The sequence below is a fragment of the Kitasatospora phosalacinea genome (assembly GCF_000717185.1).
In the GTDB taxonomy this organism is placed as follows: Bacteria; Actinomycetota; Actinomycetes; order Streptomycetales; family Streptomycetaceae; genus Kitasatospora; species Kitasatospora phosalacinea_A.
Genome location: NZ_JNYE01000052.1, coordinates 40,484 through 64,446 on the forward strand (window position 1 = coordinate 40,484; position 23,963 = coordinate 64,446).

26 protein-coding genes and 1 riboswitch are annotated in these 23,963 nt (G+C 75.0%); of the genes, 8 read left to right on the forward strand and 18 right to left on the reverse strand.

What is annotated here, in order from left to right; translation table 11 throughout:
• The 5 genes from OO57_RS22120 (at position 1) to OO57_RS22140 (ending at position 5,128) form a co-directional block, all read left to right on the forward strand.
• The gene (locus OO57_RS22120) at positions 1-546 is read left to right on the forward strand and encodes a GNAT family N-acetyltransferase (RefSeq protein WP_033254325.1); all 546 of its coding nucleotides are present in this window, start codon (positions 1-3) and stop codon (positions 544-546) included.
• Between the two features lie 187 nt (positions 547-733).
• Entirely contained in the window at positions 734-1,351 is a 618-nt protein-coding gene (locus tag OO57_RS22125) for an SDR family oxidoreductase (RefSeq protein ID WP_033254326.1), read from the forward strand.
• A gap of 75 nt (positions 1,352-1,426) precedes the next feature.
• Positions 1,427-1,894 carry a hypothetical protein gene (locus tag OO57_RS22130; protein ID WP_051778079.1) on the forward strand — a complete coding sequence of 156 codons (468 nt, stop codon included), beginning with the start codon at positions 1,427-1,429 and terminating at the stop codon, positions 1,892-1,894.
• A 76-nt stretch (positions 1,895-1,970) separates the two neighbouring features.
• The gene (locus tag OO57_RS22135) at positions 1,971-2,729 is read left to right on the forward strand and encodes an HAD family hydrolase (RefSeq protein ID WP_033254327.1); all 759 of its coding nucleotides are present in this window, start codon (positions 1,971-1,973) and stop codon (positions 2,727-2,729) included.
• Positions 2,726-5,128 (forward strand): glycoside hydrolase family 65 protein, encoded by a 2,403-nt coding sequence (locus OO57_RS22140; RefSeq protein WP_033254328.1) that lies wholly within the window; start codon positions 2,726-2,728, stop codon positions 5,126-5,128. Before OO57_RS22135 ends, OO57_RS22140 begins: the two co-directional genes overlap by 4 nt.
• A 96-nt stretch (positions 5,129-5,224) precedes the next feature.
• Here OO57_RS22140 and OO57_RS44845 read toward each other — a convergent pair whose 3' ends face one another.
• Positions 5,225-5,569, reverse strand: coding sequence for a lipase chaperone (locus tag OO57_RS44845; RefSeq protein ID WP_033254329.1), 345 nt, complete (start codon positions 5,567-5,569; stop codon positions 5,225-5,227).
• 291 nt (positions 5,570-5,860) lie between these two features.
• Here OO57_RS44845 and OO57_RS22150 point away from each other — a divergent pair, with 291 nt between their 5' ends.
• Complete coding sequence (locus OO57_RS22150; RefSeq protein ID WP_033254330.1) at positions 5,861-7,024, forward strand: S53 family peptidase; 1,164 nt, start codon at positions 5,861-5,863, stop codon at positions 7,022-7,024.
• 146 nt (positions 7,025-7,170) lie between these two features.
• Here OO57_RS22150 and OO57_RS22155 read toward each other — a convergent pair whose 3' ends face one another.
• Complete coding sequence (locus OO57_RS22155) at positions 7,171-7,644, reverse strand: carboxymuconolactone decarboxylase family protein (protein ID WP_033254331.1); 474 nt, start codon at positions 7,642-7,644, stop codon at positions 7,171-7,173.
• A gap of 50 nt (positions 7,645-7,694) precedes the next feature.
• Between OO57_RS22155 and OO57_RS22160 the strand changes: the two genes are divergently transcribed.
• Positions 7,695-9,125: a PLP-dependent aminotransferase family protein gene (locus OO57_RS22160; protein WP_033254332.1), complete on the forward strand. Its 1,431-nt coding sequence runs from the start codon at positions 7,695-7,697 to the stop codon at positions 9,123-9,125.
• On the opposite strand, the gene OO57_RS45845 is transcribed toward OO57_RS22160, so the two are convergent.
• The 16 genes from OO57_RS45845 to OO57_RS22240 all read right to left on the reverse strand — a co-directional run bounded on the left by OO57_RS45845 (position 9,113) and on the right by OO57_RS22240 (position 22,668).
• The gene (locus OO57_RS45845; RefSeq protein WP_033254333.1) at positions 9,113-9,307 is read right to left on the reverse strand and encodes a DUF6126 family protein; all 195 of its coding nucleotides are present in this window, start codon (positions 9,305-9,307) and stop codon (positions 9,113-9,115) included. The two genes, OO57_RS22160 and OO57_RS45845, sit on opposite strands and share 13 nt — an antisense overlap.
• Positions 9,308-9,338: 31 nt before the next feature.
• Positions 9,339-9,944: a helix-turn-helix domain-containing protein gene (locus OO57_RS22170; RefSeq protein ID WP_033254334.1), complete on the reverse strand. Its 606-nt coding sequence runs from the start codon at positions 9,942-9,944 to the stop codon at positions 9,339-9,341.
• A 426-nt stretch (positions 9,945-10,370) separates the two neighbouring features.
• Complete coding sequence (locus OO57_RS22175) at positions 10,371-12,104, reverse strand: pyruvate dehydrogenase (RefSeq protein WP_267884978.1); 1,734 nt, start codon at positions 12,102-12,104, stop codon at positions 10,371-10,373.
• Positions 12,105-12,178: 74 nt separating this feature from the next.
• Positions 12,179-12,439, reverse strand: coding sequence for a hypothetical protein (locus OO57_RS22180; RefSeq protein ID WP_033254335.1), 261 nt, complete (start codon positions 12,437-12,439; stop codon positions 12,179-12,181).
• An 84-nt stretch (positions 12,440-12,523) separates the two neighbouring features.
• The gene (locus OO57_RS22185) at positions 12,524-13,609 is read right to left on the reverse strand and encodes a cytochrome P450 family protein (RefSeq protein WP_234337452.1); all 1,086 of its coding nucleotides are present in this window, start codon (positions 13,607-13,609) and stop codon (positions 12,524-12,526) included.
• On the reverse strand, positions 13,606-15,018 hold the full coding sequence (locus OO57_RS45850; RefSeq protein ID WP_234337453.1) for a cytochrome P450: 1,413 nt from the start codon (positions 15,016-15,018) through the stop codon (positions 13,606-13,608). The genes OO57_RS22185 and OO57_RS45850 overlap by 4 nt, the downstream gene beginning before the upstream one ends.
• A complete protein-coding gene (locus tag OO57_RS22195; RefSeq protein WP_033254337.1) occupies positions 15,015-15,611 on the reverse strand; it encodes a GTP-binding protein in 597 nt (198 codons plus the stop codon). The genes OO57_RS45850 and OO57_RS22195 overlap by 4 nt, the downstream gene beginning before the upstream one ends.
• On the reverse strand, positions 15,589-15,933 hold the full coding sequence (locus OO57_RS22200; protein WP_033254338.1) for a DUF742 domain-containing protein: 345 nt from the start codon (positions 15,931-15,933) through the stop codon (positions 15,589-15,591). Before OO57_RS22200 ends, OO57_RS22195 begins: the two co-directional genes overlap by 23 nt.
• The gene (locus tag OO57_RS22205) at positions 15,930-16,337 is read right to left on the reverse strand and encodes a roadblock/LC7 domain-containing protein (protein ID WP_033254339.1); all 408 of its coding nucleotides are present in this window, start codon (positions 16,335-16,337) and stop codon (positions 15,930-15,932) included. Before OO57_RS22205 ends, OO57_RS22200 begins: the two co-directional genes overlap by 4 nt.
• A complete protein-coding gene (locus OO57_RS22210) occupies positions 16,321-17,616 on the reverse strand; it encodes a sensor histidine kinase (protein WP_158715187.1) in 1,296 nt (431 codons plus the stop codon). Before OO57_RS22210 ends, OO57_RS22205 begins: the two co-directional genes overlap by 17 nt.
• A gap of 103 nt (positions 17,617-17,719) precedes the next feature.
• Complete coding sequence (locus OO57_RS39685; RefSeq protein ID WP_081973867.1) at positions 17,720-19,891, reverse strand: SpoIIE family protein phosphatase; 2,172 nt, start codon at positions 19,889-19,891, stop codon at positions 17,720-17,722.
• A gap of 194 nt (positions 19,892-20,085) precedes the next feature.
• A complete protein-coding gene (locus tag OO57_RS22220) occupies positions 20,086-20,310 on the reverse strand; it encodes a hypothetical protein (protein ID WP_033254340.1) in 225 nt (74 codons plus the stop codon).
• Between the two features lie 220 nt (positions 20,311-20,530).
• Positions 20,531-20,710, reverse strand: coding sequence for a hypothetical protein (locus OO57_RS22225; RefSeq protein WP_158715188.1), 180 nt, complete (start codon positions 20,708-20,710; stop codon positions 20,531-20,533).
• A 46-nt stretch (positions 20,711-20,756) separates the two neighbouring features.
• Positions 20,757-21,335 (reverse strand): TetR/AcrR family transcriptional regulator, encoded by a 579-nt coding sequence (locus tag OO57_RS22230; protein ID WP_033254342.1) that lies wholly within the window; start codon positions 21,333-21,335, stop codon positions 20,757-20,759.
• On the reverse strand, positions 21,335-22,201 hold the full coding sequence (locus OO57_RS22235; RefSeq protein WP_051778082.1) for an alpha/beta fold hydrolase: 867 nt from the start codon (positions 22,199-22,201) through the stop codon (positions 21,335-21,337). The genes OO57_RS22230 and OO57_RS22235 overlap by 1 nt, the downstream gene beginning before the upstream one ends.
• A 176-nt stretch (positions 22,202-22,377) precedes the next feature.
• A complete protein-coding gene (locus OO57_RS22240; RefSeq protein ID WP_033254343.1) occupies positions 22,378-22,668 on the reverse strand; it encodes a YiaA/YiaB family inner membrane protein in 291 nt (96 codons plus the stop codon).
• A gap of 226 nt (positions 22,669-22,894) precedes the next feature.
• A riboswitch (cyclic di-AMP (ydaO/yuaA leader) is annotated at positions 22,895-23,057 on the forward strand.
• A gap of 10 nt (positions 23,058-23,067) precedes the next feature.
• On the opposite strand from OO57_RS22240, the gene OO57_RS46885 reads away from it, so the two are divergent.
• A complete protein-coding gene (locus OO57_RS46885; RefSeq protein WP_051778083.1) occupies positions 23,068-23,925 on the forward strand; it encodes a M23 family metallopeptidase in 858 nt (285 codons plus the stop codon).
• Positions 23,926-23,963 lie beyond the last annotated feature (38 nt).

Genomic DNA, 23,963 nt, shown 5'->3' on the forward strand with positions numbered 1-23,963 from the left:
ATGACCGACCCGCTCAGCGGCAGACTCGTCCGGCTCAGGGAACTCCGCGAGACCGACCTCCCCCGCCTCACCGCCTGGTGGCGCGAACCCGGCCTCGCCATCCAGCAGCTCACCGGCCCCGTCCACCCCCAGCCCGACGCCCGGCTCGCCGACATGTTCCGCGCCTGGAGCCAGAACACCGGCACCGACCTCGGCCTCTCCGTCGAGACCCTCGACACCGGCGACCTGGCCGGCCACGTCACCCTCTACGGCGCCACCCCCAAGGACCGCTGCGCCACCCTCGCCATCATCATCGGCCCGCCCCACCAGGACCGCGGCCTCGGCACCGACGTCCTGCGCACCACCATCCGCTACGGCTTCGCCGAACTCGGCCTCCACCGCATCGAACTCACCGTCAACGGCTACAACACCCGCGCCCTCGCCGCCTACCGCCGGGCCGGCTTCACCGAGGAGGGCCGCCGCCGCGAGGCCGTCTTCCGCGCGGGCAGCTGGCACGACCAGGTCCAGATGGGCGTCCTCTCCACCGAGTGGCACGAGGACGCCTAGCGGAACCAGGGGCGCGGGGAACCGCGCGGCCGGGCGAGCACGCACAGCCTGATCGCGACGCAGGACGGTGCCTCGCACCCTCTCGCGACCTCGCTGACGCGCTCCTCCGCTGCGCGCAGTTCCTCGCGCCCCCGGTCGTCGCCTCCCGGCATGCCGAGCCTCAGCGCCGCGGGTAGCGTCGCGTTCCATGGACGTGGTGATCGCAGGTGGGCACGGAAAGATCGCGTTGCGGCTCTCGAAGCTGCTCTCCGCCCGGGGCGACGCGGTCGCCGGGCTGATCCGGAACCCGGCGCAGGCGGCGGACCTGAACGGGGCGGGGGCCAGGCCGGTGGTGTGCGACCTGGAGGCGGCCTCGGTGGAGGAGCTGGCGGAGCACCTCGCGGGGGCGGACGCGGTGGTGTTCGCGGCGGGGGCGGGGCCGAACAGCGGGGCGGCGCGGAAGGAGACCGTGGACCGGGACGGTGCGGTGCTGCTGGCGGACGCGGCCCGGCGGGCCGGGGTGCGGCGGTACCTGCTGGTGTCCTCGATGGGCCTGGACCGGATCGGCGACCCGGGGGTCACGCCGGAGTTCGACGCGTACCTGCGGGCGAAGCGGGCGGCGGAGGAGGCGGTCAAGGAGCGCCCGCTGGACTGGACGGTGCTGCGGCCGGGCGGTCTGACCGACGAGCCCACCGAGCGGCACGCGCACCTCGCGCCGCCGCCGAACCGCTTCGGCCAGGTCTCCCGGGACGAGGTCGCGCACACCCTGGTGCGGCTGCTGGACGACGCGTCGACGATCCACCAGACCCTGGAGCTCACGACCTGATCCCGGCCCGACCCGGCCCGACCGCGGTTGCCCGGGGCCGGGCCGGGCGGGATGGTGGTGGTTGAGGTGAGTGCGATGGCCGAGATCGCCCTGCAGCTGGACGTCGCGGCGTCCCGCGAGCGGCTGCTCGCGGCGCTGGACACCCGGGAGGGCCTGGCGTCCTGGTGGACCACCGGGCTGGACCGGGACGGCGAGGACCTGCTGTTCACGGTGCCGGACGCCCCGCAGCCGCTGCGCCTGCGCCGGGAGCGCGCGGACCTGGAGCGGGTCGCCTGGCGCAGCGTCGGGGTGTTCCCGCCGGCCTGGCAGGGGACGACGGTGACCTGGGACTTCTTCGACCACCCCGACGGCGCGCGGCAGTCGCTGCTGCTGCTGCGGCACCTGGGCTGGGCCGCGGACGCGGGCCCGGCGGTGCCGGTGGCGGCGGGCCGCTGGGCGGAGCTGGTCGTCCGGTTGAAGGACTACGTGCAGAGCGGCCGCCCGCAGCCGCTGTTCGTCCCGGGGGCGCACCCGCACCCGGGGGTGCACGCGGAAGCGGACTGAGGGCGTGCGCGGGGTGCGACGCGCCGGTCCGGGCGATGACCGGCATGGAGCCGGGCAGACGGGTGAGACTGGCTGCATGTTGGGACTTCCGGACCGCATCAAGGCCTACCTGTTCGACCTGGACGGGGTGCTGACCCAGACCGCGAAGGTGCACGCCGCGGCCTGGAAGGACATGTTCGACACCTTCCTGCGCGCCGAAGCGGCGCGCACCGGCGGCGAGTTCGTGCCGTTCGACCCGGGCCGCGACTACGACCGGTACGTGGACGGGCGGCCCCGGCTGGACGGCACCCTGCAGTTCCTGTCCTCGCGCGGGATCGTGCTGCCCGAGGGCACCCCGCAGGACCCGCCGGGCACCCGCACCGTCAACGGCCTCTCGGGCGCGAAGAACGACACCGTGCTGCGGATGATCCACGACCAGGGCGTGCAGCCGTACGACGGCTCGGTGGCGTACCTGCACCGGCTGCGCGAGCTGGGGCTGCCGCGCGCGGTGGTCTCGTCCAGCGCGAACTGCCGGGACGTGCTGCGGGCCGCCGGGATCGACGACCTGTTCGAGGTGGTGGTGGACGGGGTCGTCCTGGCCCGCGACCACCTGGCGGGCAAGCCCGCGCCGGACACCTTCCTGGCGGCCGCGCGGCAGCTGGGGGTGGCCCCGGAGCACGCCGCGGTGTTCGAGGACGCGCTGGCGGGCGTCGCGGCGGGGAAGGCCGGCGGCTTCGGCGCGGTGGTGGGCGTGAACCGCACCGGGCAGGCCGACGCGCTGCGCGAGCACGGCGCGTCCGTGGTGGTGGACGACCTGTCGGAGCTGCTGGAGGAGCACGGAGGGGAGCGCGGATGAGCCCGTCGGAGGCCTTCACCGTCGACCCGTGGGGGATCAGCGAGCACGGCCTGGACCTGCCCGGGCAGGCCCGCGCCGAGTCGGTGTTCGCGCTGTCCAACGGCCACATCGGGCTGCGCGGCAACCTGGACGAGGGCGAGCCGCACGGCCTGCCCGGCACCTACCTGAACGGCGTGTTCGAGCTGCGGCCGCTGCCGTACGCGGAGAGCGGCTACGGCTTCCCGGAGTCCGGGCAGAGCGTCATCAACGTCACCAACGGCAAGCTGATCCGGCTGCTGGTCGACGACGAGCCGTTCGACCTGCGCTACGGCGAACTGCGCAGCCACCGGCGGACGCTGGACTTCCGGGACGGCATCCTGCGCCGGGAGGCGGAGTGGACCTCGCCGGCCGGCCGGACGGTGCGGGTGACCTCGTCCCGGCTGGTGTCGCTGACCCAGCGGGCGGTGTGCGCCGTCGACTACACGGTGGAGGCCGTGGACGGGCCGGTGCGGATCGTGCTGCAGTCCGAGCTGGTCGCCAACGAGCAGCTGCCGGGCAGCGCGGGCGACGCCGACCCGCGGGCGGCGGCCGTGCTGGAGGCCCCGCTGGCGGCCGAGCTCCAGCACGCCGACGGCGTCAAGGGCGTGCTGGTGCACCGGACGAGGTTCTCCGGGCTGCGGGTGGCCGCCGCGATCGACCACGTGATCGACGGGCCGGAGCGGATCGACACCACCGCCGAGTCCTCCGACGACCAGGCCCGGATCACCGCGACCACGGTGCTGAACGCCGGGCAGAAGCTGCGCCTGGTCAAGTACCTCGCCTACGGCTGGTCGGCGACCCGTTCGCTGCCCGCGGTCCGGGACCAGGTCGAGGCGGCGCTGACCGCGGCCCGGTACACCGGCTGGGAGGGGCTGGTGGCCGAGCAGAAGGAGTACCTGGGCCGGTTCTGGAGCGACAACGACGTCGAGATCGAGGGCGACGTCGAGCTCCAGCAGGCCGTCCGGTTCGCGCTGTTCCACGTGCTGCAGGCGGGCGCCCGCAGCGAGGAGCGGGCCATTCCGGCGAAGGGCCTGACCGGCCCCGGCTACGACGGGCACTCGTTCTGGGACACCGAGACCTTCGTGCTGCCGGTGCTCACCTACTGCCTGCCGGACGCGGTCAAGCAGGCGCTGCGCTGGCGGCACACCACGCTGCCGATGGCCCGCGAGCGGGCGGCCCAACTCGGCCTGGCGGGAGCGGTGTTCCCGTGGCGGACGATCCGCGGCGAGGAGTGCTCCGGCTACTGGCCGGCCGGCACCGCGGCGTTCCACATCGGCGCGGACATCGCGGCCGCCGCGGTCCGCTACGTCCGGGCCACCGGCGACACCGAGTTCGAGCGCACCCACGGCCTGGAGCTGCTGGTGGAGACCGCCCGGATGTGGCGCTCGCTGGGCCACCACGACGCCAAGGGCAACTTCCGGATCGAGGGCGTCACCGGGCCCGACGAGTACTCGGCGGTCGCCGACAACAACGTGTTCACCAACGTGATGGCGCAGTCCAACCTGTGGAACGCGGCGGACACGGCGCTGAAGTACCGGCACGAGTCCTCGCTGCTCGGGGTGGACACCGAGGAGGCCGCGGCCTGGCGCGACGCCGCCGACAAGATGTTCATCCCGTACGACGAGCAGATCGGCGTGCACCCGCAGGCCGACGGGTTCACCGACCACCAGATGTGGGACTTCGACACCACCCCGGCGGAGAAGTACCCGCTGCTGCTGCACTACCCGTACTTCGACCTGTACCGCAAGCAGGTGGTCAAGCAGGCCGACCTGGTGCTCGCCATGCAGGTCCGCGGCGACGTGTTCACGCCCGAGCAGAAGGCCCGCAACTTCGCCTACTACGAGCGGCTGACCGTCCGCGACTCCTCGCTGTCCGCCTGCACCCAGGCGGTGATCGCCGCCGAGGTCGGGCAGCTCGACCTGGCCTACGACTACACCGCCGAAGCCGCCCTGATGGACCTGCACGACCTCGGCGGCAACACCCGCGACGGCCTGCACATGGCCTCGCTGGCCGGGGCCTGCATCGCCCTGGTCGCCGGGTTCGGCGGCCTGCGCGACCACACCGAGCAGCTCTCCTTCCGGCCCCGGCTGCCCGCCGGGCTGCAACGGCTGTGCTTCTCGATGAACGTGCGCGAGCACCTGCTGCGGGTCGACATCACCCACGCCACCACCACGTACACGCTGCGGCGCGGCAGCGTGCTGCCCGTCCTGCACGACGAGGAGCAGCTGCGGATCGAGGCCGGCAGGCCGGTCAGCCGCCCCACCGCGCAGGTCGCCGACCCCGGCGAGCGCCCCGCCCAGCCGCCCGGCCGGGCCCCCGCCCGGCGGCACGGCCTGGCGGGCGTCAAGGTCGGGACGGTCGACCACCTGCCCGCCGAGTAGCCGCCGCGGCCGGTCCGCGGCCGGAGTCGGGGCCGGGGTCGGGGCCGGGGCCGGAGTCGGGGTCGGGGTCGGGGTCGGGGCCGGAGTCGGGCGGGGTCAGCGCTTGACCGGCGGGCAGGTGCCGGTGCTGTCGCCGATCGAGTTGATCTCGGCGTTGGAGCGGGAGTCGCCCGCGTAGTCGAGCTGGTCGGTGCACTTCGTGCCGGACGCCTTCGGGGTGCTCGACGACTTCGCGGGCGTCTTGCCGCCCGTCGTCGGGGTGGCCGACGCGCCCGCGGCGGGCGAGGCGGCGCTGGGCGCGGTGGGCGAGGCGGCGCTGGACGAGGCGGGGGCGGACGCGCTGCTGCGGGACGGGGCGGGGTCGCTGTCCTCACAGGCGGTGAGCGACAGGCAGGCCGCAACGGCGACAAGGGCGATCGCCGGGAACTTCCGAACGCGCATGGTCCTCTTCTTCCGGGTCGAGCGTCCCGCTCGCGGCGAGCGGGTCCACCGGGAGCCGAAGGCGCTGCTCCCGGAGACGAGACTCCCTCAACTCCTGCCGGGATTCCGTCCGTACGGCGTCCCGGTTCCGCAACAGACCCGGTGCCCCGCCGCCCCGGCCCGCTGTCTTCCGAGCGGGTGACCGTGCGCATACCGGCCTGACGGACGGTCAACACTCCAGGGGCTCAGGCGGACCGCCGGTGCGGGGCGTCCCCCTGCCCCCGGCGCCGCTCCCCCCGAACGGAGGCCCCGTTGCGCCGTCCCCTCGCGCTCACCGCCGCCCTGCTCACCGCCCTCGCCGCCGCCCCCGCCCACGCGCACGCGCACGCCGCCCCGCGCTGGGTGCGCACCTGCACCGCCCCCGCCCGGGCCGACACCGCCTCCTGCAACGCCCTGCGGGTCCTCGGCGCCACCGCCGCCGCCGACGGCTACGGACCCGCCGACCTGCTGGCCGCGTACGGACTGCCCGCCGACGGCGGCGAAGGCGCCACCATCGCCGTCGTCGACGCCTACGACCACCCCCGCGCCGAAGCCGACCTCGACGTCTACCGCCGCCACTACGGGCTCCCCGCCTGCACCGCCGACACCGGCTGCTTCCGCAAGACCGACCAGCGCGGCGGCACCCGGCTGCCCCGCGGCAACACCGCCTGGGCCGGCGAGACCGCCCTCGACCTCGCCATGGTCTCCGCGATCGCCCCGCGCGCCCGGATCCTCCTCGTCGAAGCCGACAGCGCCGCCGTCGGCAACCTCGGCGCCGCCGTCAACACCGCCGTCGCCCTCGGCGCCCAGTACGTGTCGATCAGCTGGGGCACCACCGAGAACGCCAACGCGGCCGACTACGACCGCCGTTACTTCGACCACCCCGGCACCGTCATCGCCGCCGCCTCCGGCGACGCCGGGTACGGCGTCAACTTCCCCGCCTCCTCCCCGCACGTCGTCGCCGTCGGCGGCACCACCCTCCGCCCCGACGGCTCGCCCCGCGGCTGGAGCGAGACCGCCTGGGCCACCGGCCCCGACGAGGGCACCGCGAGCGGCTGCTCCGGTCTGCTCCCCAAGCCCGCCTGGCAGGACGACCCCGGCTGCGCCCGCCGCACCGTCGCCGACCTCGCCGCCGTCGCCGACCCCGCGACCGGCGTCGCCGTCTACCAGACCTACGGCGGCAACGGCTGGTACACCTACGGCGGCACCTCCGCCGCCGCCCCCGTCATCGCCGCCGCCTACGCCCTCGCCGGCCCCCCGCCCCCCGGCAGCGCCCCCGCCTCCTTCCCCTACCGCAACCCCGCCGCCCTCCACGACGTCACCACCGGCGCCACCGCCACCTGCGCCCCGGCCTACCTCTGCACCGCGGGCCCGGGCTACGACGGCCCGACGGGGCTCGGCACCCCGAACGGGGTGGCGGCCTTCCGGGATTCGTGACACCAGGGGCGCGGGGAACGGCGCGGCCGGCCGAGCACGCACTGCCGGATCGCGACGCAGGACGACCACTCGCACCATCCCGCGATCCTGCCGACGTGCGACTCCGCCGCGCGCAGTTCCCCGCACCCCTGCCGGTTCAACTTCCCTCAGCGCTTCGGTGCGGGCGTCAGCCTGCTCGTCACGCCCACCCGGTTGAGCGCGTTGATCGCGCAGATCAGGGCGATCAGGTGCGCCAGCTCGGTCTCCGAGAAGTGCTTCGCGGCCTCGTCGAACACCGCGTCCGGGACGCGGGTCTCGGCGACCAGGGTGACCGACTCGGTGAGGGCCAGCGCGGCGCGCTCGCGGGCGGTGAAGTACGGGGTCTCGCGCCAGGCGGCGAGGGTGTCGAGGCGGTGCTCCTGCTCGCCCTTCGCCCGGGCGTCGCTCGCGTGGCGGTCGAGGCAGAACGCGCAGCCGTTGATCTGGGAGGCGCGCAGGTTGACCAGTTCGGTGAGCACCGGGTCGGCGAGGCCGGCGATCGCGGCGCGGGAGGCGTCCAGCAGGGAGCGGTAGAACTCGGGGGCGCGGTCGCGCAGCGAGATGCGGAGGGACGGGGCGGGAACAGTGGAATCGTCGGTCATACGGCCCACCGTAGGCGCGCGGTGGACCGGTGGCGTGGTTCATTTGGGAGATGGATTCCTGGGCCACTTTCGGCGGCGACCTGCACCTCGACCTGGACGCCGGACGGGCCCGCGGCCTCGGCCTGCGCGCCGCCCTGGAGGACGCGCTGCGCACCGCCGTCCGCGACGGCCGCCTCGCCGCCGGGACGCGGCTGCCGTCCTCCCGGGCGCTCGCCGTCGACCTGGGCATCGCCCGCAACACCGTCGCCGAGGCGTACACCCAGCTCGCCGCCGAGGGCTGGCTGGCCTCCCGGCAGGGCTCCGGCACGGTGGTCGCCGAGCGCGGCCCGCAGTCGGCGCCCGCCGCCCCGCCGCCCGGCCTGCGCGTCCGGCGCCCGCCCGTGCACAACCTGCGCCCCGGCTCGCCCGACCTGAGCCGCTTCCCGCGCGGGGCCTGGCTGGCGGCCGCCCGCCGGGCACTGGCGGCGGCCCCGCACGAGGCGTTCGGCTACGGTGACCCGCGCGGCCGGATCGAGCTGCGCCGCGCCCTGGCCGCCTACCTGGCCCGGGCCCGCGGGGTGCGCACCGACCCGGAGCGGCTGCTGATCTGCACCGGCTACCTCCAGGGCCTCGGCCTGCTCTGCGCCGCGCTGCGCGAACACGGCCTGACGGCCGTCGCGGTGGAGGAGTACGGGCTGCCGCCGCAGCACGCGGTGATCACCGCGCGCGGCCCCGCCCTGCGCCCGCTGCCGCTGGACGAGGGCGGCGCCCGGACGGGCGAACTGGCCCGCACCGAAGCGGGGTTGGCGGTGCTCACCCCGGCCCACCAGTTCCCCACCGGGGTGCCGCTGCGGGCCTCCCGGCGGGCCGCGGCGGTCGACTGGGCCCGGCAGGGCGGCGGCTACCTGCTGGAGGACGACTACGACGGCGAGTTCCGCTACGACCGGCACGCGATCGGCGCGATGCAGGCCCTCGACCCCGAGCGGGTGGTGTACGCGGGCACCGCCGCCAAGTCGCTGGCGCCCGGCCTGCGGCTGGCCTGGCTGGCACTGCCCGCGGCCCTGGTCGAGCCGGTGGCCCGGCACAAGCGGCTGGCCGACGCGCAGAGCGGCGCCCTGGAGCAGCTCACCCTGGCCGAACTGATCGACTCCGGCGACTACGACCGGCACGTCCGGCGCAGCCGCCACCTGCTGCGCCGCCGCCGCGACCGGCTGGTCGAGGTGCTCGCCGAACGCGCCCCCGCGGTGCGGGTCACCGGCCTCAACGCGGGCCTGCACGCCGTCCTGGAACTGCCCGCGGACGGCCCCGACGAGGACGAACTCCTGCGCCGCGCCCGGAAGTCGGGCCTGGCCCTGAACACCCTGGGCTGGCACCGGGCCCCCGGCGCGAGCCCCGACCCGCAGCGGCCCCCGGGGCTGGTGATCGGCTACGGCACGCCGCCCGAGCACGCCTTCGGGGCCGCGCTCGACGCGCTGTGCGAGCTGCTCGCTCAGCCCTTGTGACTGCCCACGTAGAACAGCAGGAACAGGAAGGCCACGAACACGTGGCCCGAGACGATGTAGATCCACACCCGGATCCACACCCGGTTCGAGGCGCGGTAGCCCGCGTCGATGGTCTCCGCGTACTTCGGGACGGTCGGGGTGGGGGCGGGGGCGTGGGCGGCGGGCTTTCCGGTGTCGGTCATGGCGCGGTCTCCTGACGTGGAGGGGGTGGGGCTACAGTCGCGGGGCGTCGCCCAGGCACAGGTCGCCGCCGGGGCTCTGCAACAGCGTGTGGACGAAGATCAGGTCGAGGCCGGCGGCGGAGTCCGCGGCGATCACGTGCGGCGTCATCGAGTCGAAGTGCGCGGAGTCGCCCTCGTCCAGGAAGTGGACCCGGTCGCCCAGCGTCAGCTTCATCCGCCCCTTGGTGACGTACAGCCACTCCTCGCCCGGGTGCACCCGCACCACCGCGTCCTGCGTGCTCGGCGGCACGTGCACCCGCAGCGCCTGCATGGCCCGGCCCTGCGCCCCGGCCCGCCGGTAGCCCCAGCCACCGGCCCGTCCCGGCTCGATCCGGCCGCCCCGGATCACCGGGTCCGGCTCACCGGGCTGCTCGCCGAGCAGCTCGGCCACGCTCGTCCCGTACGCCCGGGCCAGGCCCAGCAGCACCGGCAGCGAGGGCTGCCGCCGCCCGGTCTCCAGGCGCGACAAGTAAGCTGGCGAGAGACCCACCCGGGCCGCCGCGACCTCCAGCGTCAACCGGCTGGAGACCCGCTGCTCCCGCAGCCGCGCACCGAGGCCCGCGACCTCCTGGTCCTCGTCGAGAGGGCTGTCCGTCATGTGACCAGTGGACACCCTCCCTGCCCCCGAGGCAACAAACTTGCCCCACAGGCAAACCCGCCCCACGGCCCCGAACCACCCCGCCCGCCCGGCCGGGCCCCCTCCCCGCCCCGGAGGGGTCGGGCTTCCTCGCTCTTCCTCGCCCGCCCGGCCCGGGCTTCCGCTGCCCCGGAGGGCCGGGCTTCCTCGCTTCCCCCGCCCGTCCGGTCGGGGTTTCCGCCGTTCGTCCCCGGAGGGGCCGGGTGTTCTTGTCCTTTCTCGCCTGCCCGGCCAGGGCTTCCGCTGCTCTCGCCTCCCGTCTGCTCCGGAGGGGCCCGGCCAGGGCTTCCGCTGCTGTCGCCTCCCGTCTGCTCAGGAGGGGTGCGGCGTTCTCGCTTCCTCTGCCCGTCCGGCCGGGGTTCCCGCCGTTCGTCCCCGGAGGGGCTCTCAGGGGCGCGGGATGTTGCGGAGGTTGGAGCGTGCCAGGTCGATCATCTTGCCGACGCCGCCGGTGAGGACGGTGCGGCCGGCGGCGAGGGCGAAGCCCTTGAGCTGGGCGGCGGTGATGTGCGGGGGGATGGAGAGGGCGTTGGGGTCGGTGACCACGTCGACGAGCGCGGGGCCGGGGCGGTCCAGGGCGTCGGCCAGGACCTCGCGGACCTTCGCGGGGTCGGTGACCCGCTTGGCGGGGATGCCGCAGGCGCGGGCGATCGCCGCGTAGTCGACGTCGCCGTTGTCGATCTCGGACTCGGGGTAGCCGGAGACCAGCATCTCCAGCTTGATCATGCCGAGCGCCCCGTTGTTGAACACCACGGTCTTCACCGGCAGCCGGTACTTCGCCACGGTGAGCAGTTCGCCGAGCAGCATGCCGATCCCGCCGTCGCCGGACACCGACACCACCTGCCGCCCGGGGAAGGCGAGCTGGGCGCCGATCGCGTGCGGCAGGGCGTTGGCCATCGAGCCGTGCAGGAAGGAGCCGATGACCCGGCGGCGCCCGTTGGGGGTGAGGTAGCGGGCGGCCCAGACGTTGCACATGCCGGTGTCGACGGTGAAGACGGCGTCCTCGGCGGCGACCTCGTCGAGGACGGAGGCGACGTACTCGGGGTGGATCGGCCGGTGCTTCTCGATGTCCTTGGTGTAGGCGCCGACCACCGTCTCCAGGGCCTTGCAGTGCCGTTCCAGCATGCCGTCCAGGAAGCGGCGGTCGCCCTTGCGCTCCAGCAGCGGCAGCACGGCCCGCAGGGTGGCGGCGACGTCGCCGTGCACGGCGAGTTCCAGGGGGGTGCGGCGGCCGAGCCGGGTCGCGTCGTGGTCGACCTGGACGGTGCGGGCCTGCGGGAGGAAGGAGTCGTACGGGAAGTCGGTGCCCAGCAGCAGCACCAACTCGGCCTCGTGCAGGGCTTCGTGGCACGCGCCGTAGCCGAGCAGGCCGCTCATCCCGACGTCGTACGGGTTGTCGTACTGCACCCACTCCTTGCCGCGCAGGGTGTGCCCGATCGGGGCGTTCAGCGTCTCGGCGAGGTGCATCAGCTCCTCGTGCGCGCCGCGGACGCCCGCGCCCGCGAAGACGGTGACGGTGCGGGCGGAGTTGAGGGCGTCGGCGAGGGCCTGGACCTGGGACCAGGGCGGGGCGGCGACGGCCTGCTCGGTGAGGAAGCTGCTGCTGCCGGTGGGGGCGGCGGCGGTGAGCGCGGCGACGTCGCCGGGGAAGACCAGCACCGCGACGCCGGGGGAGCCGAGCGCGTGCTGGACGCCGATCCGCAGCAGCCGGGGCAGCTGGGCGGGGTTGGAGAGCATCTCGCACCAGGAGCTGCAGTCGGTGAACACCCGTTCGGGGTGGGTCTCCTGGAAGAAGCCGGTGCCGATCTGTGCGGACGGGATGTGCGAGGCCAGGGCCAGTACGGGCACGCCGCTGCGCTGGGCGTCGTACAGGCCCTGGACCAGGTGGGTGTTGCCGGGGCCGCAGCTGCCCGCGCAGACGGCGAGGCGTCCGGTCAGTTCGGCCTCGGCGGCGGCCGCGAACGCCCCGGCCTCCTCGTTCCTGACGTGCACCCAGGAGATGCCCTCGGCGCGGCGGATCGCGTCGACGACCGGGTTGAGGCTGTCGCCGACCACCCCGTAGACGCGTTCGACCCCGGCCTGCCGGAGCACCTCCACCATCTGGTCGGCCACGCTGCCCACGGGATCACCTCACGCCAGGAACCACCACCGAAACGGACATTCGCACCATAACGGCTCGGGTGTCCGGGTCGTGGCTACCGCCCGTCGACGGTCGCGCCGAGGGCCTCGCAGGCGCCGGTGGTGGAGTCGGTGAGCGGGCCGACCACCGGGTACTGGGCCAGGTCGCGGTGGCACAGCTCGGCGGTGGACGGCAGGGTGCCGTGGTAGCCGGTGTCCAGGCCCTGGGCCTGGCCGAGGCCGCCGGCCTGGGCGATCGGGGCGGCGGCCTGGGCGGGGGCCTGGGCGAGGGCGATCCCGGCCGCGGAGAGGACGGCGAGGGCGGTGAGCTTCTTCATGGCAGGTGCAACGAGGAGCGCCCCCGCCCGGTCACGAGGATTGACCCGGCAGGGGCGCTCCGGACGCCGGATCCGGACGGCGGATCAGGACAGCCGCACCCGCAGGCTGCTGACGCTGTTGCTGAGGAAGGAGGCGATCGGCCGCGGCGGCTCCCCGTCGGCGAGCCGCAGGCCGGGGAAGCGGGTGAACAGCTCGCGCAGCGCCGTCTCCGCCTCCAGCCGGGCCAGGACGGAGCCGATGCAGAAGTGCGGCCCGTGCCCGAGCGAGAGGTGCCGGACCGGGGAGCGGGTCAGGTCGAAGCGGTCCGGGTCCTCCCAGTGGCCGGGGTCGCGCCCGGCGGCCGCGTACGAGGCGAGGATGCCGTCGCCGGCGGGGATCACCACCTCGCCCAGGTCGATGTCCTCCAGTGCGTACCGCATCGGGAAGTGGCCGACGGGGGAGTCGCGGCGCAGGGTCTCCTCGACCACCGCGGACCACGGGACCTCGCCGCCGAGCACCAGCGCCAGCTGGTCGGGGTGGGCGAGCAGGGCGAGCACCGCGTTGGAGACCAGGTTGAGCGTGGTCTCGTGCCCGGCCACCACGAGCTGCAGCAGGATGCCGATCAGCTCCTCCTCGCTGAGCCGGTCCTGCTCCTCGCGGGCGGCGATCAGCGCGCTGGTCAGGTCGTCGGCGGGCGCGGCCCGCTTCTCGGCGACCAGGGCGGCCAGCAGCCCGCCCATGTCGCGGGCGGCGGCGGCCCCCGCCCCGGGCACGGCGGAGGAGCTGACCATGACGTCGGACAGCTCGTGCAGCCGGTCCTGCTGCTCGGCCCGCAGGCCCAGCAGTTCGCCGATCACGTCCATCGGCAGCGGGTAGGAGAACCGGCTCCGCAGGTCGACCGACCCGTCCGGTCCGACGGCCCCGGCGAGGTCGTCCAGCAGGCCGAGGACCCGCTGCCGGACGGCGGGGGCCAGCGCGTCGACCCGGCGCGGGGTGAGGGCCTGGCTGACCAGGCCGCGCAGCCGGCGGTGGTCGGCGCCGTCGGAGGTGGTCAGGCCGGGGACGGTGACGAAGGTCATCAGCGGCCAGCCCTCGGGGAGCCGTCCTTCCCGGTACAGCGTCCAGTGCTCGGGGCCCTTGGCCACCCGCGGGTCGGCGAGCAGGTGCTGCAGGGTGTCGTGGTGGCTCACCGACCAGACCACCACCCCACCAGGGAGCTCAACCTGCGTCGCAGGTCCGCGAGCGCGGAGCCGCTGGTTCTCGGTGAGCTGGTCGGCTCCGGCGGGGTCGAGTCTGTAGGGGCAGACCCGGGCTGCGGCTGCGGCGTCCATGCGGTCCTCTCGGGCGGGGCGGGGCGGGGCGGGGTGAAGGAGCTGTACAGCACCGGCAGACTGGTCAGGGCGCGCGACCACGGGGACGGCCGCCAGGTCAACTCATGTGCCGGTACGGCTAGTTGGAGGTCCGGCAGGCAGTGCAGCAGGGTCTCGATCGAGGTCTCGACGATCAGCCGGGCCGGGTCCTTGGCCGGGCAGACGTGCCGCCCGGCGCCCCAGGCGAGGTGCGCCCGGTTGCCGCTGAGGCCCTCCGCGCCGTGCACCGAGGGGTCGTCGTTGGCGCCGGCCAGGCCGAGCACCAGCATGTCGCCGGCGCTGATGTACTGGCCGCCCAGCACGGTGTCCGAAGTCGCCCACCGGCCGGGGAAGTTCTGCACCGGCGGGTCGCGCCACAGCACCTCGTCGAGGGCGTCCGCGACGGTCGCCCGGCCGCCGGTCAGGCTGGTGCGGAAGCGGCGGTCGGTGAGCAGCAGGCGCACCGTGTTGCCGATCCAGTTGATGGTCGACTCGTTGCCCGCGACCAGCAGCACCATCAGGTTGTGGACGACCTCCTCGTCGCTCAGCCCGGCGGGGTGGGCCAGCAGCCAGGACGTCAGGTCCTCGCCGGGCCGGGCGCGCCGCTGCCCGACCAGGGCCGCGAGCATGCTGCCGAACTCGGCGGCGGAGCGCTGCGCCTCCCCGCCGCTGTCCACCATGCCGGTGATCATCCCCAGCAGCCGCGGGCCGTCCTCCTCGGGCAGGTCCAGCAGCATGGTGAACACCAGCAGCGGCAGCCGCCGGGTGAACTGGGCGACCAGGTCGGCGGTGCCGTCCGGCCCCCAGCTCTCGATCAGCGCCGTCGCCGCGGCCTCGGTGGTCTCCCGCAGCCACCGGTGGTCGATCCGGCCCAGGGCCTCGCCGACCGCGGTGCTCAGCCGGTGGTGCTCGGCGCCGTCCATGCTCTGCAGGGTGGGCCGCCACATGGTCATCGGCACCAGGGGCGAGTCGGCCCGCAGCCGCCCCTCCCGGGCCACCCGCCAGTGCCGCGAGTCCTTGGAGAACAGCTGCTCGTTGCGGGTGAGGTCGAGCATCTCCTGGTAGCCGATGACCAGCCAGCCCTCCACCCCGGGCTCCAGCTCGATCGGCGCGACCGGGCCGTGCTCGGCGCGCAGCCGGGCGTACAGGCCGTGCGGGTCGTCGGAGACCGCCGTGCCGTACAGCGGAGCGGCGCCCGGGCGTCCGGCGTACGGGCAGCCACCGGACGCCAGGTGTTCGGGAACGGTCATGACAACTCCAGGGCGCCGACCCGCAGGTGGTCGACGAAATCGATCAGCAGTCGGTGCGCGGCGTCCTCGTCGCGGACGTCGCAGGTGAGGATCGGCACGCCGGGCAGCAGGTCGAGCGCGGTCCGCAGCTCGGCCTCCGGGTGGGCGGGGGTGTCGGGGAAGACGTTGACCGCCACCGCGAACGGGATGCGCTGCTCCTCCAGCAGCCCGAGCACGTCGAAGGACTCCTCCAGGCGGCGGGCGTCGACCAGCGCGATCGCGCCCAGCGCCCCGCGCGACAGGTCCTCCCACAGCGGCCAGAAGCGCTGCTGCCCGGGCGTGCCGAACAGGTACAGCGCGAGCCGGTCGCTGAGCGTGATCCGGCCGAAGTCCAGCGCCACCGTGGTGGTCGCCTTGTGCGGACGCCCGGTCAGGTCGTCCACGCCCTCGCCGGCCGAGGTCATGGTCTCCTCGGTGCGCAGCGGGTCGATCTCGCTCAGCGCGCCGACCAGGGTGGTCTTGCCCACCCCGAACGGCCCGGTGACCAGGATCTTCACCGCGCCCTGCACGCTGGACGGCAGGTACGCGGGCTCAACGGAGCTGGCGGAGGCCAACCAGCACCTCCTCGATCAGGGCGAGCGGCGCCCGCTCGGCCGGGCGGGCGGGCGGCAGCACCTGGACGGCGCCCAGTTCCCACAGGTCGCCGACCAGCACCTTCAGCACGCTGATCGGCAGCCCGAGGTGGGCCGCCACCTCGGCGACCGACAGCAGCTCCCGGCACATCTCCAGGACGGCCAGCTGCTCCCGGTTCACCACCATCGGGTCGACCGCGGCCCCCGGCACGGTCCGCAGCAGGCTCTCGAACTCCAGCACGTCCCGGTTGGCCCGGGTGCGCCCGCCGGTGATGACGTACGGGCGTACCGGCCCGCGGGTCACCGTTCCTCCCCGGCGGCCGCCCCTTGCCGGGGCGCGGCGGTCAGGTGCTCGCCGATCCGCCCGACCAGCATCTGCATCTGGTACGCCACCAGGCCCGCGTCGACCGACTCCCCGGCCACCACCGCCAGGTGCGCCCCGGCCCCGGCGGCGACCACGAACAGGTAGCCGCCGCCGTACTCGATGACGATCTGCCGGGTGCTGCCGTCGCCGAAGCCGGTGGCCACGCCCCGGGACAGCGACTGCAGCCCGGAGCAGGCGGCGGCCAGCCGCTCGGCGTCGTCCCGGTCGATCCGGGGGCTGCGGCCGATCTCCAGACCGTCGTTGGACACCACGAGGGCGTGCCGGACCTCCGGTACGGAGACGATGTCGGCCAGCAGCCAGCCGAGGTCAGGGTTGGTCGTCATGCGGTTCTCCCTGGGGGGAAGCGGGGAATACGTCGGGGCGGTCCGCGGCGGACCGCCGGTCCTGCTGGGCGGCGGTGCGGCCGTCAGCGGTGCCGCTCTGGAACAGCGACATGAAGGCCCGGGCCTCCTGGGCGGAGCGCGGCGAGACCGTCGGCTCCTGGGGGAACGGGCGCTGCGGGGTGCCGCCCCGGCGGTTGCTCCGGCGCGGCAGGGGGCCGGCCTGCGGGGGGACCGCGGGCGGCGGGGTCGGACCGGTCCGGGGGGCGACCGGGCGGGTGGGCAGGGGGCCGGGCTCCTGGGGCGCGCGGCCCCGGGCGGCGGGCGGCCGGGGCGCGGGCGGCCGGGCGTGCGCTCCGGCGGGACGCGGCGACGGCAGGCCGTGCTGCGGCAGCGGGTCGGTGAGCAGCGCGTTCGGCAGCAGCACCACCACCCGCACGCCGCCGTACGGGGACGGGGTGGAGTGCACGGTGACCCGGAAGCCGTACTGCCGGGCGAGCAGGCCGACCGCGGCCAGGCCCAGCTGCGGGACCTCGCCGATCCGGGAGACCTCCAGCGAGCCGCCGCCGGCCAGCGCGGCGGCGGCCTTGGCGACCGTCACGTCGGTCATGCCGACGCCGCAGTCGTCGATCTCGATCACGGCGCCGTTGTGCACCGGCATCAGCGTGACGTACACCTGCGAGCTGGGCGGCGAGTAGCGGGTGGCGTTGTCCAGCAGTTCGGCGACCGCGTGGATCAGCGCCTCGGCGGCCGCGCCGAGCACCGCGGTGTCCGCCCGGTTGTGCACCACGACCCGCTGGAACGGCAGGATCCGGCCCTGGGCGCCGCGCACCACGTCCTCCAGCGGGACGGGCTCGGGCCAGGTCCGGCCCGCGCGGGAGCCGCACAGCACGGCCAGGGTCTGCGCCAGGCGGGCCTGCTGGGCGGCGGCGTGGTCGGCCCGCAGCAGTCCGTCGAGCAGCACCGGGTCGTCGTGGGTGCGCTCCATCTCGTCCAGCCCGGCCTGCTGGTCGTGCGCCATCACCAGGATCCGGCGGGCCACGTTGAGGAAGGCCCGGCGGGTCGCCGCGTTCATCTCCTGCTCGTGCAGGGCGGCTTCGTCGCCCGCCCGGCGGTCGGCCAGCTCGGCCGCCAACTGCTCCCGGACGGTGGCGAGTTCGCGCTCGGTGCGGGCCAGCCGGGTGCGCAGGGTGCGGGTGACGGCACGGGAGCGGGCGGTGGCCGCGAGGGCGAGGAGGGCGAGCAATGCGGCTGCTGCCAAGCACCATTGAGTGGTCGTCACACGCGGAGTTTATGGTGGTGTTACTACTTGCGTATGAACGGTTCCAACTTCTGTCGTTCAGATTCCGTCAATTTCGGACAGGTCGGACAGTTCGTGCCCGGGCTCAGGTAGCGAGCCGGTGCAGCAGGAGCAACGCCACGTCGTCCTGCCGGACTTCGCGCTCCGTCACGTTCAGCGTCAGCAGGTCGGCCAGCCGCTCCAGCGCCTCCGGCCGCTCCAGCCGACCGGCCCCGCCCGCCTCCGCCGTCCACAGCTCCAGCCCTCCCAGCATCCGCTGCACCGACTCGTCGTAGTCCTCGTCCCGGACCTCCACCAGCCCGTCCGTGTAGGCCAGCAGCGTCTCGCCCGGCTCCAGCCGCGCCTCGGCCGGCGGGTAGCGCACCCCCGGCAGCACGCCCAGCGGCGGGCCGCCCGGCAGCTCCAGCTCCGCCGCCCCCGCCGCCCCGATCCGCACCGGCGGCGGGTGCCCGGCCCGGGCCGCCCGCAGCACCCCGGTCGCCGGGTCCAGCACCACGTACAGGCAGGTGGCGAACAGCTCGGTCTCCATCCCGGCCAGCAGCCGGCTGGTCCGCTCCAGCGTGGTCGCCGGGTCGTGCCCGTCCGTCGCGTACGCCCACAGGCCCGAGCGCAGCTGGCCCATCACCGCGGTCGCCTCCGCGTTGTGGCCCTGCACGTCGCCGATCACCAGCCCGACCAGGCCGCCTGGCAGCCGCAGCAGGTCGTACCAGTCGCCGCCGATCTGCATCCCCTCGGTAGAGGGCAGGTAGCGCGCCGCCGAGGCGATCCCCGGCAGCACCGGCAGCGAGCGCGGCAGCATCGCCCGCTGCAGCTCGCTGGCCCGCTCGTGGTGCACGTCGTACAGCCGGGCCCGCTCCAGCGACTGCGCCAGGATGCCCGCGAACGCCGAGTACATCGTGCGGTCCTCGCGGCTGAACGAGCGCTCGGTGGCGAAGGTGATCAGGCAGGAGCCGACCTGCCGGCCCGAGGCCACCAGCGGCAGCACCGTCCAGGCGGCCGGCGCCTCCGGGCCGCGGCGCTCCTGGCCCGGCTCGCTGAACAGCGGCGTCGCCCGGGCCAGCACGTGCTCCATCACCCCGCCCGCCAGGTCGTGCAGCCGGTTCAGCTCGGCCCGGTGCGGGCCGCCGAACACCGCCGGGGAGACCGGCATCAGCCGACCCTCGTCCACCAGGTCCAGCACCACGCCGGCCGCGCCCAGCGCCGGGCGCGCCACGTCGGTCAGCGCCGTGGTCACCTCGCGCACCGTCACCGCCCGGGACAGCGCCCGGGTCAGCGCCAGCAGCAGCGTGGAGCGCGCCCCCGCCGCCGCGGCCGCCACCGGACCGCCGCCCGCGGGGCCCGCCCGCCACTCCCGCCCGGTCAGCAGCCCCGCCGTCCGCACCGGCCGCTGGTGCACGTCCAGCATCACCTCGCCGGCCTCGTCCACCTGCCAGGGCGCACCGTCCGGCCGCACCACCCGGTACGAGATCCGGTACGGGCCGCCGGTCGCCAGCGCCTCCGCCAGCGAGGCCTGCACGTCCGGCAGGTCCTCCGGGTGCACCACGTCCGCCAGCTCCGGCGCCTGCCCGGTCGCCCCCGGCGGCGGCAGGCCCACCACCCGGTACGCCTGCGCGTCCCACAGCGTCTCGCCGGTCACCAAGTCCCGTTCGAACGCCCCGGCGCCCGCCGAACGCACCGCCAGCGAGATCAACTCACGGTCGGCGGAAGGCAGTTCCGTCCGCGGACCGTCCGAGGCCGGATCGGCCGCGTGCACGTGGTCCAGCAGGTGCGCGAGCCGGTGCGCGGCCACGTCGGCGAAGGTCTCCAGCAGCTCGACGTCCCGCCGCGGGACGGCCCCGCGGTGGGCCAGCGCCACCGCCAGCGAACCCACCGGGCTCCCGTCCACCACCAGCGGCAGCACCGCCAGCGCGACCAGGCCGGTGCCCAGGCCCGCCGCCGTGTTCGGGTAGTCCGTGCTGGTCTGCTGCGGGCTCAGCAGCACCGGCTCCCGCCGCCGCAGTGCCAGCGCCGCGGGCAGGTCGCTCTCCGGGTCGACCAGCCCGTACTTGCGGTGCGCCCACTCGGGCAGCTCGTGCGAGGCGGTCAGCCGCAGCGTCCCGCCGTCCAGCAGGTACAGCGCCGAACCCTCGCCGGTGATCCAGGCCGGGCCCTCGGTCAGCAGCGCCGCCAGCAGCTCGGCCGCGCTCGACGCCCGCAGCAGCGCCCGCACGCACCGCAGTTCGGAACGGCTGGCCCGACGCGGAGAGCTCTGGTCCATGCGAAGCGCCCGGCCCTTCCGGTCGACGTGCCAGTGCTGACCATCTTATGGACGCACCGGGCAACCAGGCGCTTTCACGACACGTGGTGAATTCCGCGGCATTTCCGACATCTTGCCAGTGGCGGCGAGGGCGGTGACGGGAGTGGGGACGGTGACGGTGACGGGGTGAGGTGGTGGGGCGGGGCCGGGGGCCGCTACTGGCCGTCGACCTCGCCGTAGCCACGCTGCGGGCGCGCCGCGACCGGCCGCAGCGAGCGCAGCCCGCGCGCCACCGCGACGCCGCGCAGCAGCGCCGCGCCCCAGCCCTCGCCCCGCGGGTCGGCGGTCGGGTGCGGGGAGCCGGGCGCTCCGTCCGGTGCCGTCCGGGGAGCCGGGATCAGCCCCGTGCCAGGCTCGATGTGCTGAGTCGCCTGCGGCATGTCCCTGATCCTCCGTGCTTGTCGGCCACACCCGTGGAAGGTCTCCACGCGGTATGACTTCCCGACCGAAGGACAGTGTTACGCACCAGTGGTGTCGGAATGATGGGGGAGAGGTTGCGAAACGGTGTGGAAGGCGCGCGACCAGCGCGTCCGCCCCGCAGGTCGCGCCCCCGCGCCTCCGGCGACTCCGCGGCCGCTGGAGCTGCTGGAGCCGCCGCGGTCAGGCCCCCGGCTGCTGCTCGGCCGCGGTCTGCGCGAAGTCCTCGTCCAGCACCAGGTCCGGCGCGGAGACGGCGTCCTTGAGCGGGCCGAGCCCGTCGCGGTGCTCCGGTGCGGCGTGCGCACTGGGGGCGGTGAGGGAGGCGACCACGCCTACGGCGAGCGAGGCAAAGGCGAGCATGCTGCGCTTCTTCATACCGGGTAGAACGCGGCACCGCCCCGGGAGGTCACGGCCCTTCCGCCCCGGGCCAGTTGGCCAGCCCCTCGACCAGCACCCCGGTCAGCCGCTCCAGCGTGACGTCCGTCCCCTCGGCGAGCTGGAACGCCCCCGCCGTGGTCAACGAGGCGTACCCGTGGGCCGCCGCCCGCAGCGTCCGCACCGCGTGCACCGCCTCCGCCCCCTCCAGGCCGTAGCCGCGCAGCACCGCGAACAGCACCCCCACCAGCCGCTCGGCGGCCGCGACCAGCTCCGGATCCGGGTCCGGCACCTGCGGCAGCGCCGCGTACCGCCGCGGGTGCCGCAGGGCGTACGAGGCGTACGCGGCGAGCAGGGCGCGGACGGCCCCGTCCCGGGAGTGGCCGAGGACGGCGGCGGCCAGGTGGTCGGCCAGCTCCCCGGTGGTGCGGACGGCGACCAGGCGGCGCAGTTCGGGCAGGCCGCCCGCCACGTGCTTGTACAGCGAGGGGGTGGCGACCCCGGCCCGGGCGGCGACGGCGGACAGGGTGAGCGCCTCGGCGCCCCGGTCGTCGATCAGGTCGACGGCGTGGTCCACCACGGCGGCGGTGGAGAGTCCGGCGCGGGGCATCAGCGGGAGACCTCGTCGTTCTCGTCGTTCTCGTTGTTCTCGTCGGCCAGTTCGGCCAGGAAGGGCAGCAGGGCGTCGGCGACGGCCTGCGGGTGGCTGGCCATCGGGTAGTGGCCGGCGCCCCCGATCATCACCTTGCGGCCGCTCAGTGCGGCGGCCTGCCGGTCCGCGACCAGTTCCGGCTTCGGGAAGTCCGGGTCCGCGTCGCCCATCAGTACCAGCGCGGGCACGTCCACGCCCTCGCACCAGCCGACCGGCGCCGAGTCGCCCTTCAGGTAGCCGCGCAGGGCCGTCTTGCGGGCGGGCTCGCGGAGCATCCGCGCGAGGTCGGCCCGGTGGGCCTCGAAGTCGGCGGGCCGGGCGGTGGCCGGGTAGTAGAACTTCTGCATCGTGCCCCACAGGCCCGGGAAGGCGGTGATCAGCGGGGCGGCCAGGCCGAACAGCGCCTTCTGGAAGGCGTTCAGCGGCAGGTTCTCGATGAAGGCGTCGACCAGCACCACGCCGCCGGTCCGCTCGGGGGCGAGCGCCGCGGCGCGCAGCACGGTGGCGCCGGTGTACGAGCTGCCGACCAGGACGGCGCCGCGCAGGTCCAGGTGGGACAGCAGGGCCACCAGGTCGTCGGCGAGCGCGGCGGGGGTGTGGTCGGTGAAGCCGGTCGAGGACTCGCCCATGCCGCGCAGGTCCATGGTGACCACCCGGTGCCCGGCGGCGGACAGCAGCGGGACGAGGTGGCGGTAGACGGTGCGCCGGTCGAGCATGCCGGGCAGCAGGACGACCGGGGCGCCGGAGCCGGGGGCGTCGTCGTAGGCGATCCGGCCGCCGGTGACGTCGAGGTACCGGGTGGTGGTGCCGAGGGTGCTGTTCATCGCGGGCCTCCTGGGCGGGCGTCGTCCGGCGCCCCGGGCTCCCCTGCCCGGCTGCTGCCGATAGCCATAAAGCTAAGGCTAATAGCCTTAGCCGTCAAGCCACCGGGCAGCCGGGCGGTCGGGCAGCCGGGCGGTCGGGTCGCCAGGGCGTCGGGTCCACCCCGGAGGGCGGCCGCTCAGATCCCGTCCACCTTGAACGGGTCGTGCTCGGAGAGCAGCTTCTCCAGTCGGGCCTGGTCGACCCGGCTGGTGAGTGCACCCTCCTCCTGGCGGTCGCGGATCACCTTGGCCAGCGTGAACGCGGAGGTGATCTCGTAGAGCAGTCCGACGGCGAGGAAGGCGCGCATCCAGGCGCTGACCGGCAGGTAGGCGATCCCGAGGGCCAGGGCGACCGTGGCGAACGCGAAGGACGCGACGGCCTGCAGGAAGTAGGCGGAGGTGGTGCGGTGCGGCACGGAGGCTGTCATGGGCCCAGGGTCCCGCCGGGGCGCGGGCGGGTCGTGAGTACGGATACTCAATCGCTCCGTCACGTTCCGTCATGGCCGGATTCGGGTGGTCTGGTGAATCGTCACAAATCGCCCATAGGGCGTCAGGAAAGTTTCACTGCACCTCGGAAGGCGCTTGGAATCATGGGGTCCATAGGATTAACGTTTGATAACGCAGCGCGGTCGGCAACGCCGTAACCATGCGGCACCGTGCGCCACGCCTAATCCACCGGGCCCGCCCCCGCGGCAGGTCCAGGAGCCGGGGAACCACGTTCCACCGGGGTGAATCGGGACGGCCCTGGGCCCGACCGTAGGAGACCTTCCACCTCCGAACCCGTCAGCTAACCCGGTCGGCGGCAGGGAAGGAAGGAGCACGCCCCCGTGGCGTCGACCTACACCGAGAGCACCGCCGGCACCCAGCTGCTCGACCACCCGGTCGAGGCCGAGTCCTTCCGGCACCGGCTGCCCCGCCAGGCCCGCACCGGCGCCCCCCTGCTGGGCGTCACCGCGATGACCGCCGCGCTCGGCGCCACCGGACTCGCCACCGCCCCCGCCCAGGCCGCCGTACCGGCCCCGGCACCCGTCACCGCCACCGACGGGGCCTCCGACGGACTGCTCGCCGCAGACCCCGGACTCGCCCTCGCCGCCCGCATCCTGCAGCAGGCCGACGGGCAGCGCACCACCACCGAGGAATCCGCCCGGCTCGCCGCCGCCCAGGAGGCCGAGGCCAAGCACGCCGACCGCCAGGCCGGGACCGTGGCCGCGAACGCCGCGGCCGTCGCGAACGCCGAGAGTGCCGCGGTCGACGGGACCGCCGCGGTCGACGGGACCGCCGCCGACCGCTCCGCGCCCGCCCTCCCGTTGACCGGCTACCGGCTGACCGAGCAGTACGCCCCGGCCGGTGCGCACTGGGCCCACCTGCACACCGGCCTGGACTTCGCCGCCCGCACCGGCACCCCCGTCACCGCCGTCACCGGCGGCACCGTCACCGCCGCGGGCTGGTCCGGTACGCACGGCTACCGCGTCATCCAGACCCTCCCCGACGGCACCGAGGTCTGGTACTGCCACCTCTCCCGGATCGCCACCGCCTCCGGCCCGGTCGCCCCCGGCACCGTCCTCGGCGCCGTCGGCGCCACCGGCAGCGCCACCACCCCGCACCTGCACCTCGAAGTCCGCCCGGCGGGCGGCGCCCCCGTCGACCCGCTGCCCTGGCTCCAGCACCTCGGCCTGCAGCCGTAGTTCCGTCCGGCCACCCCGTCCGGACGGGACGGCCCGCC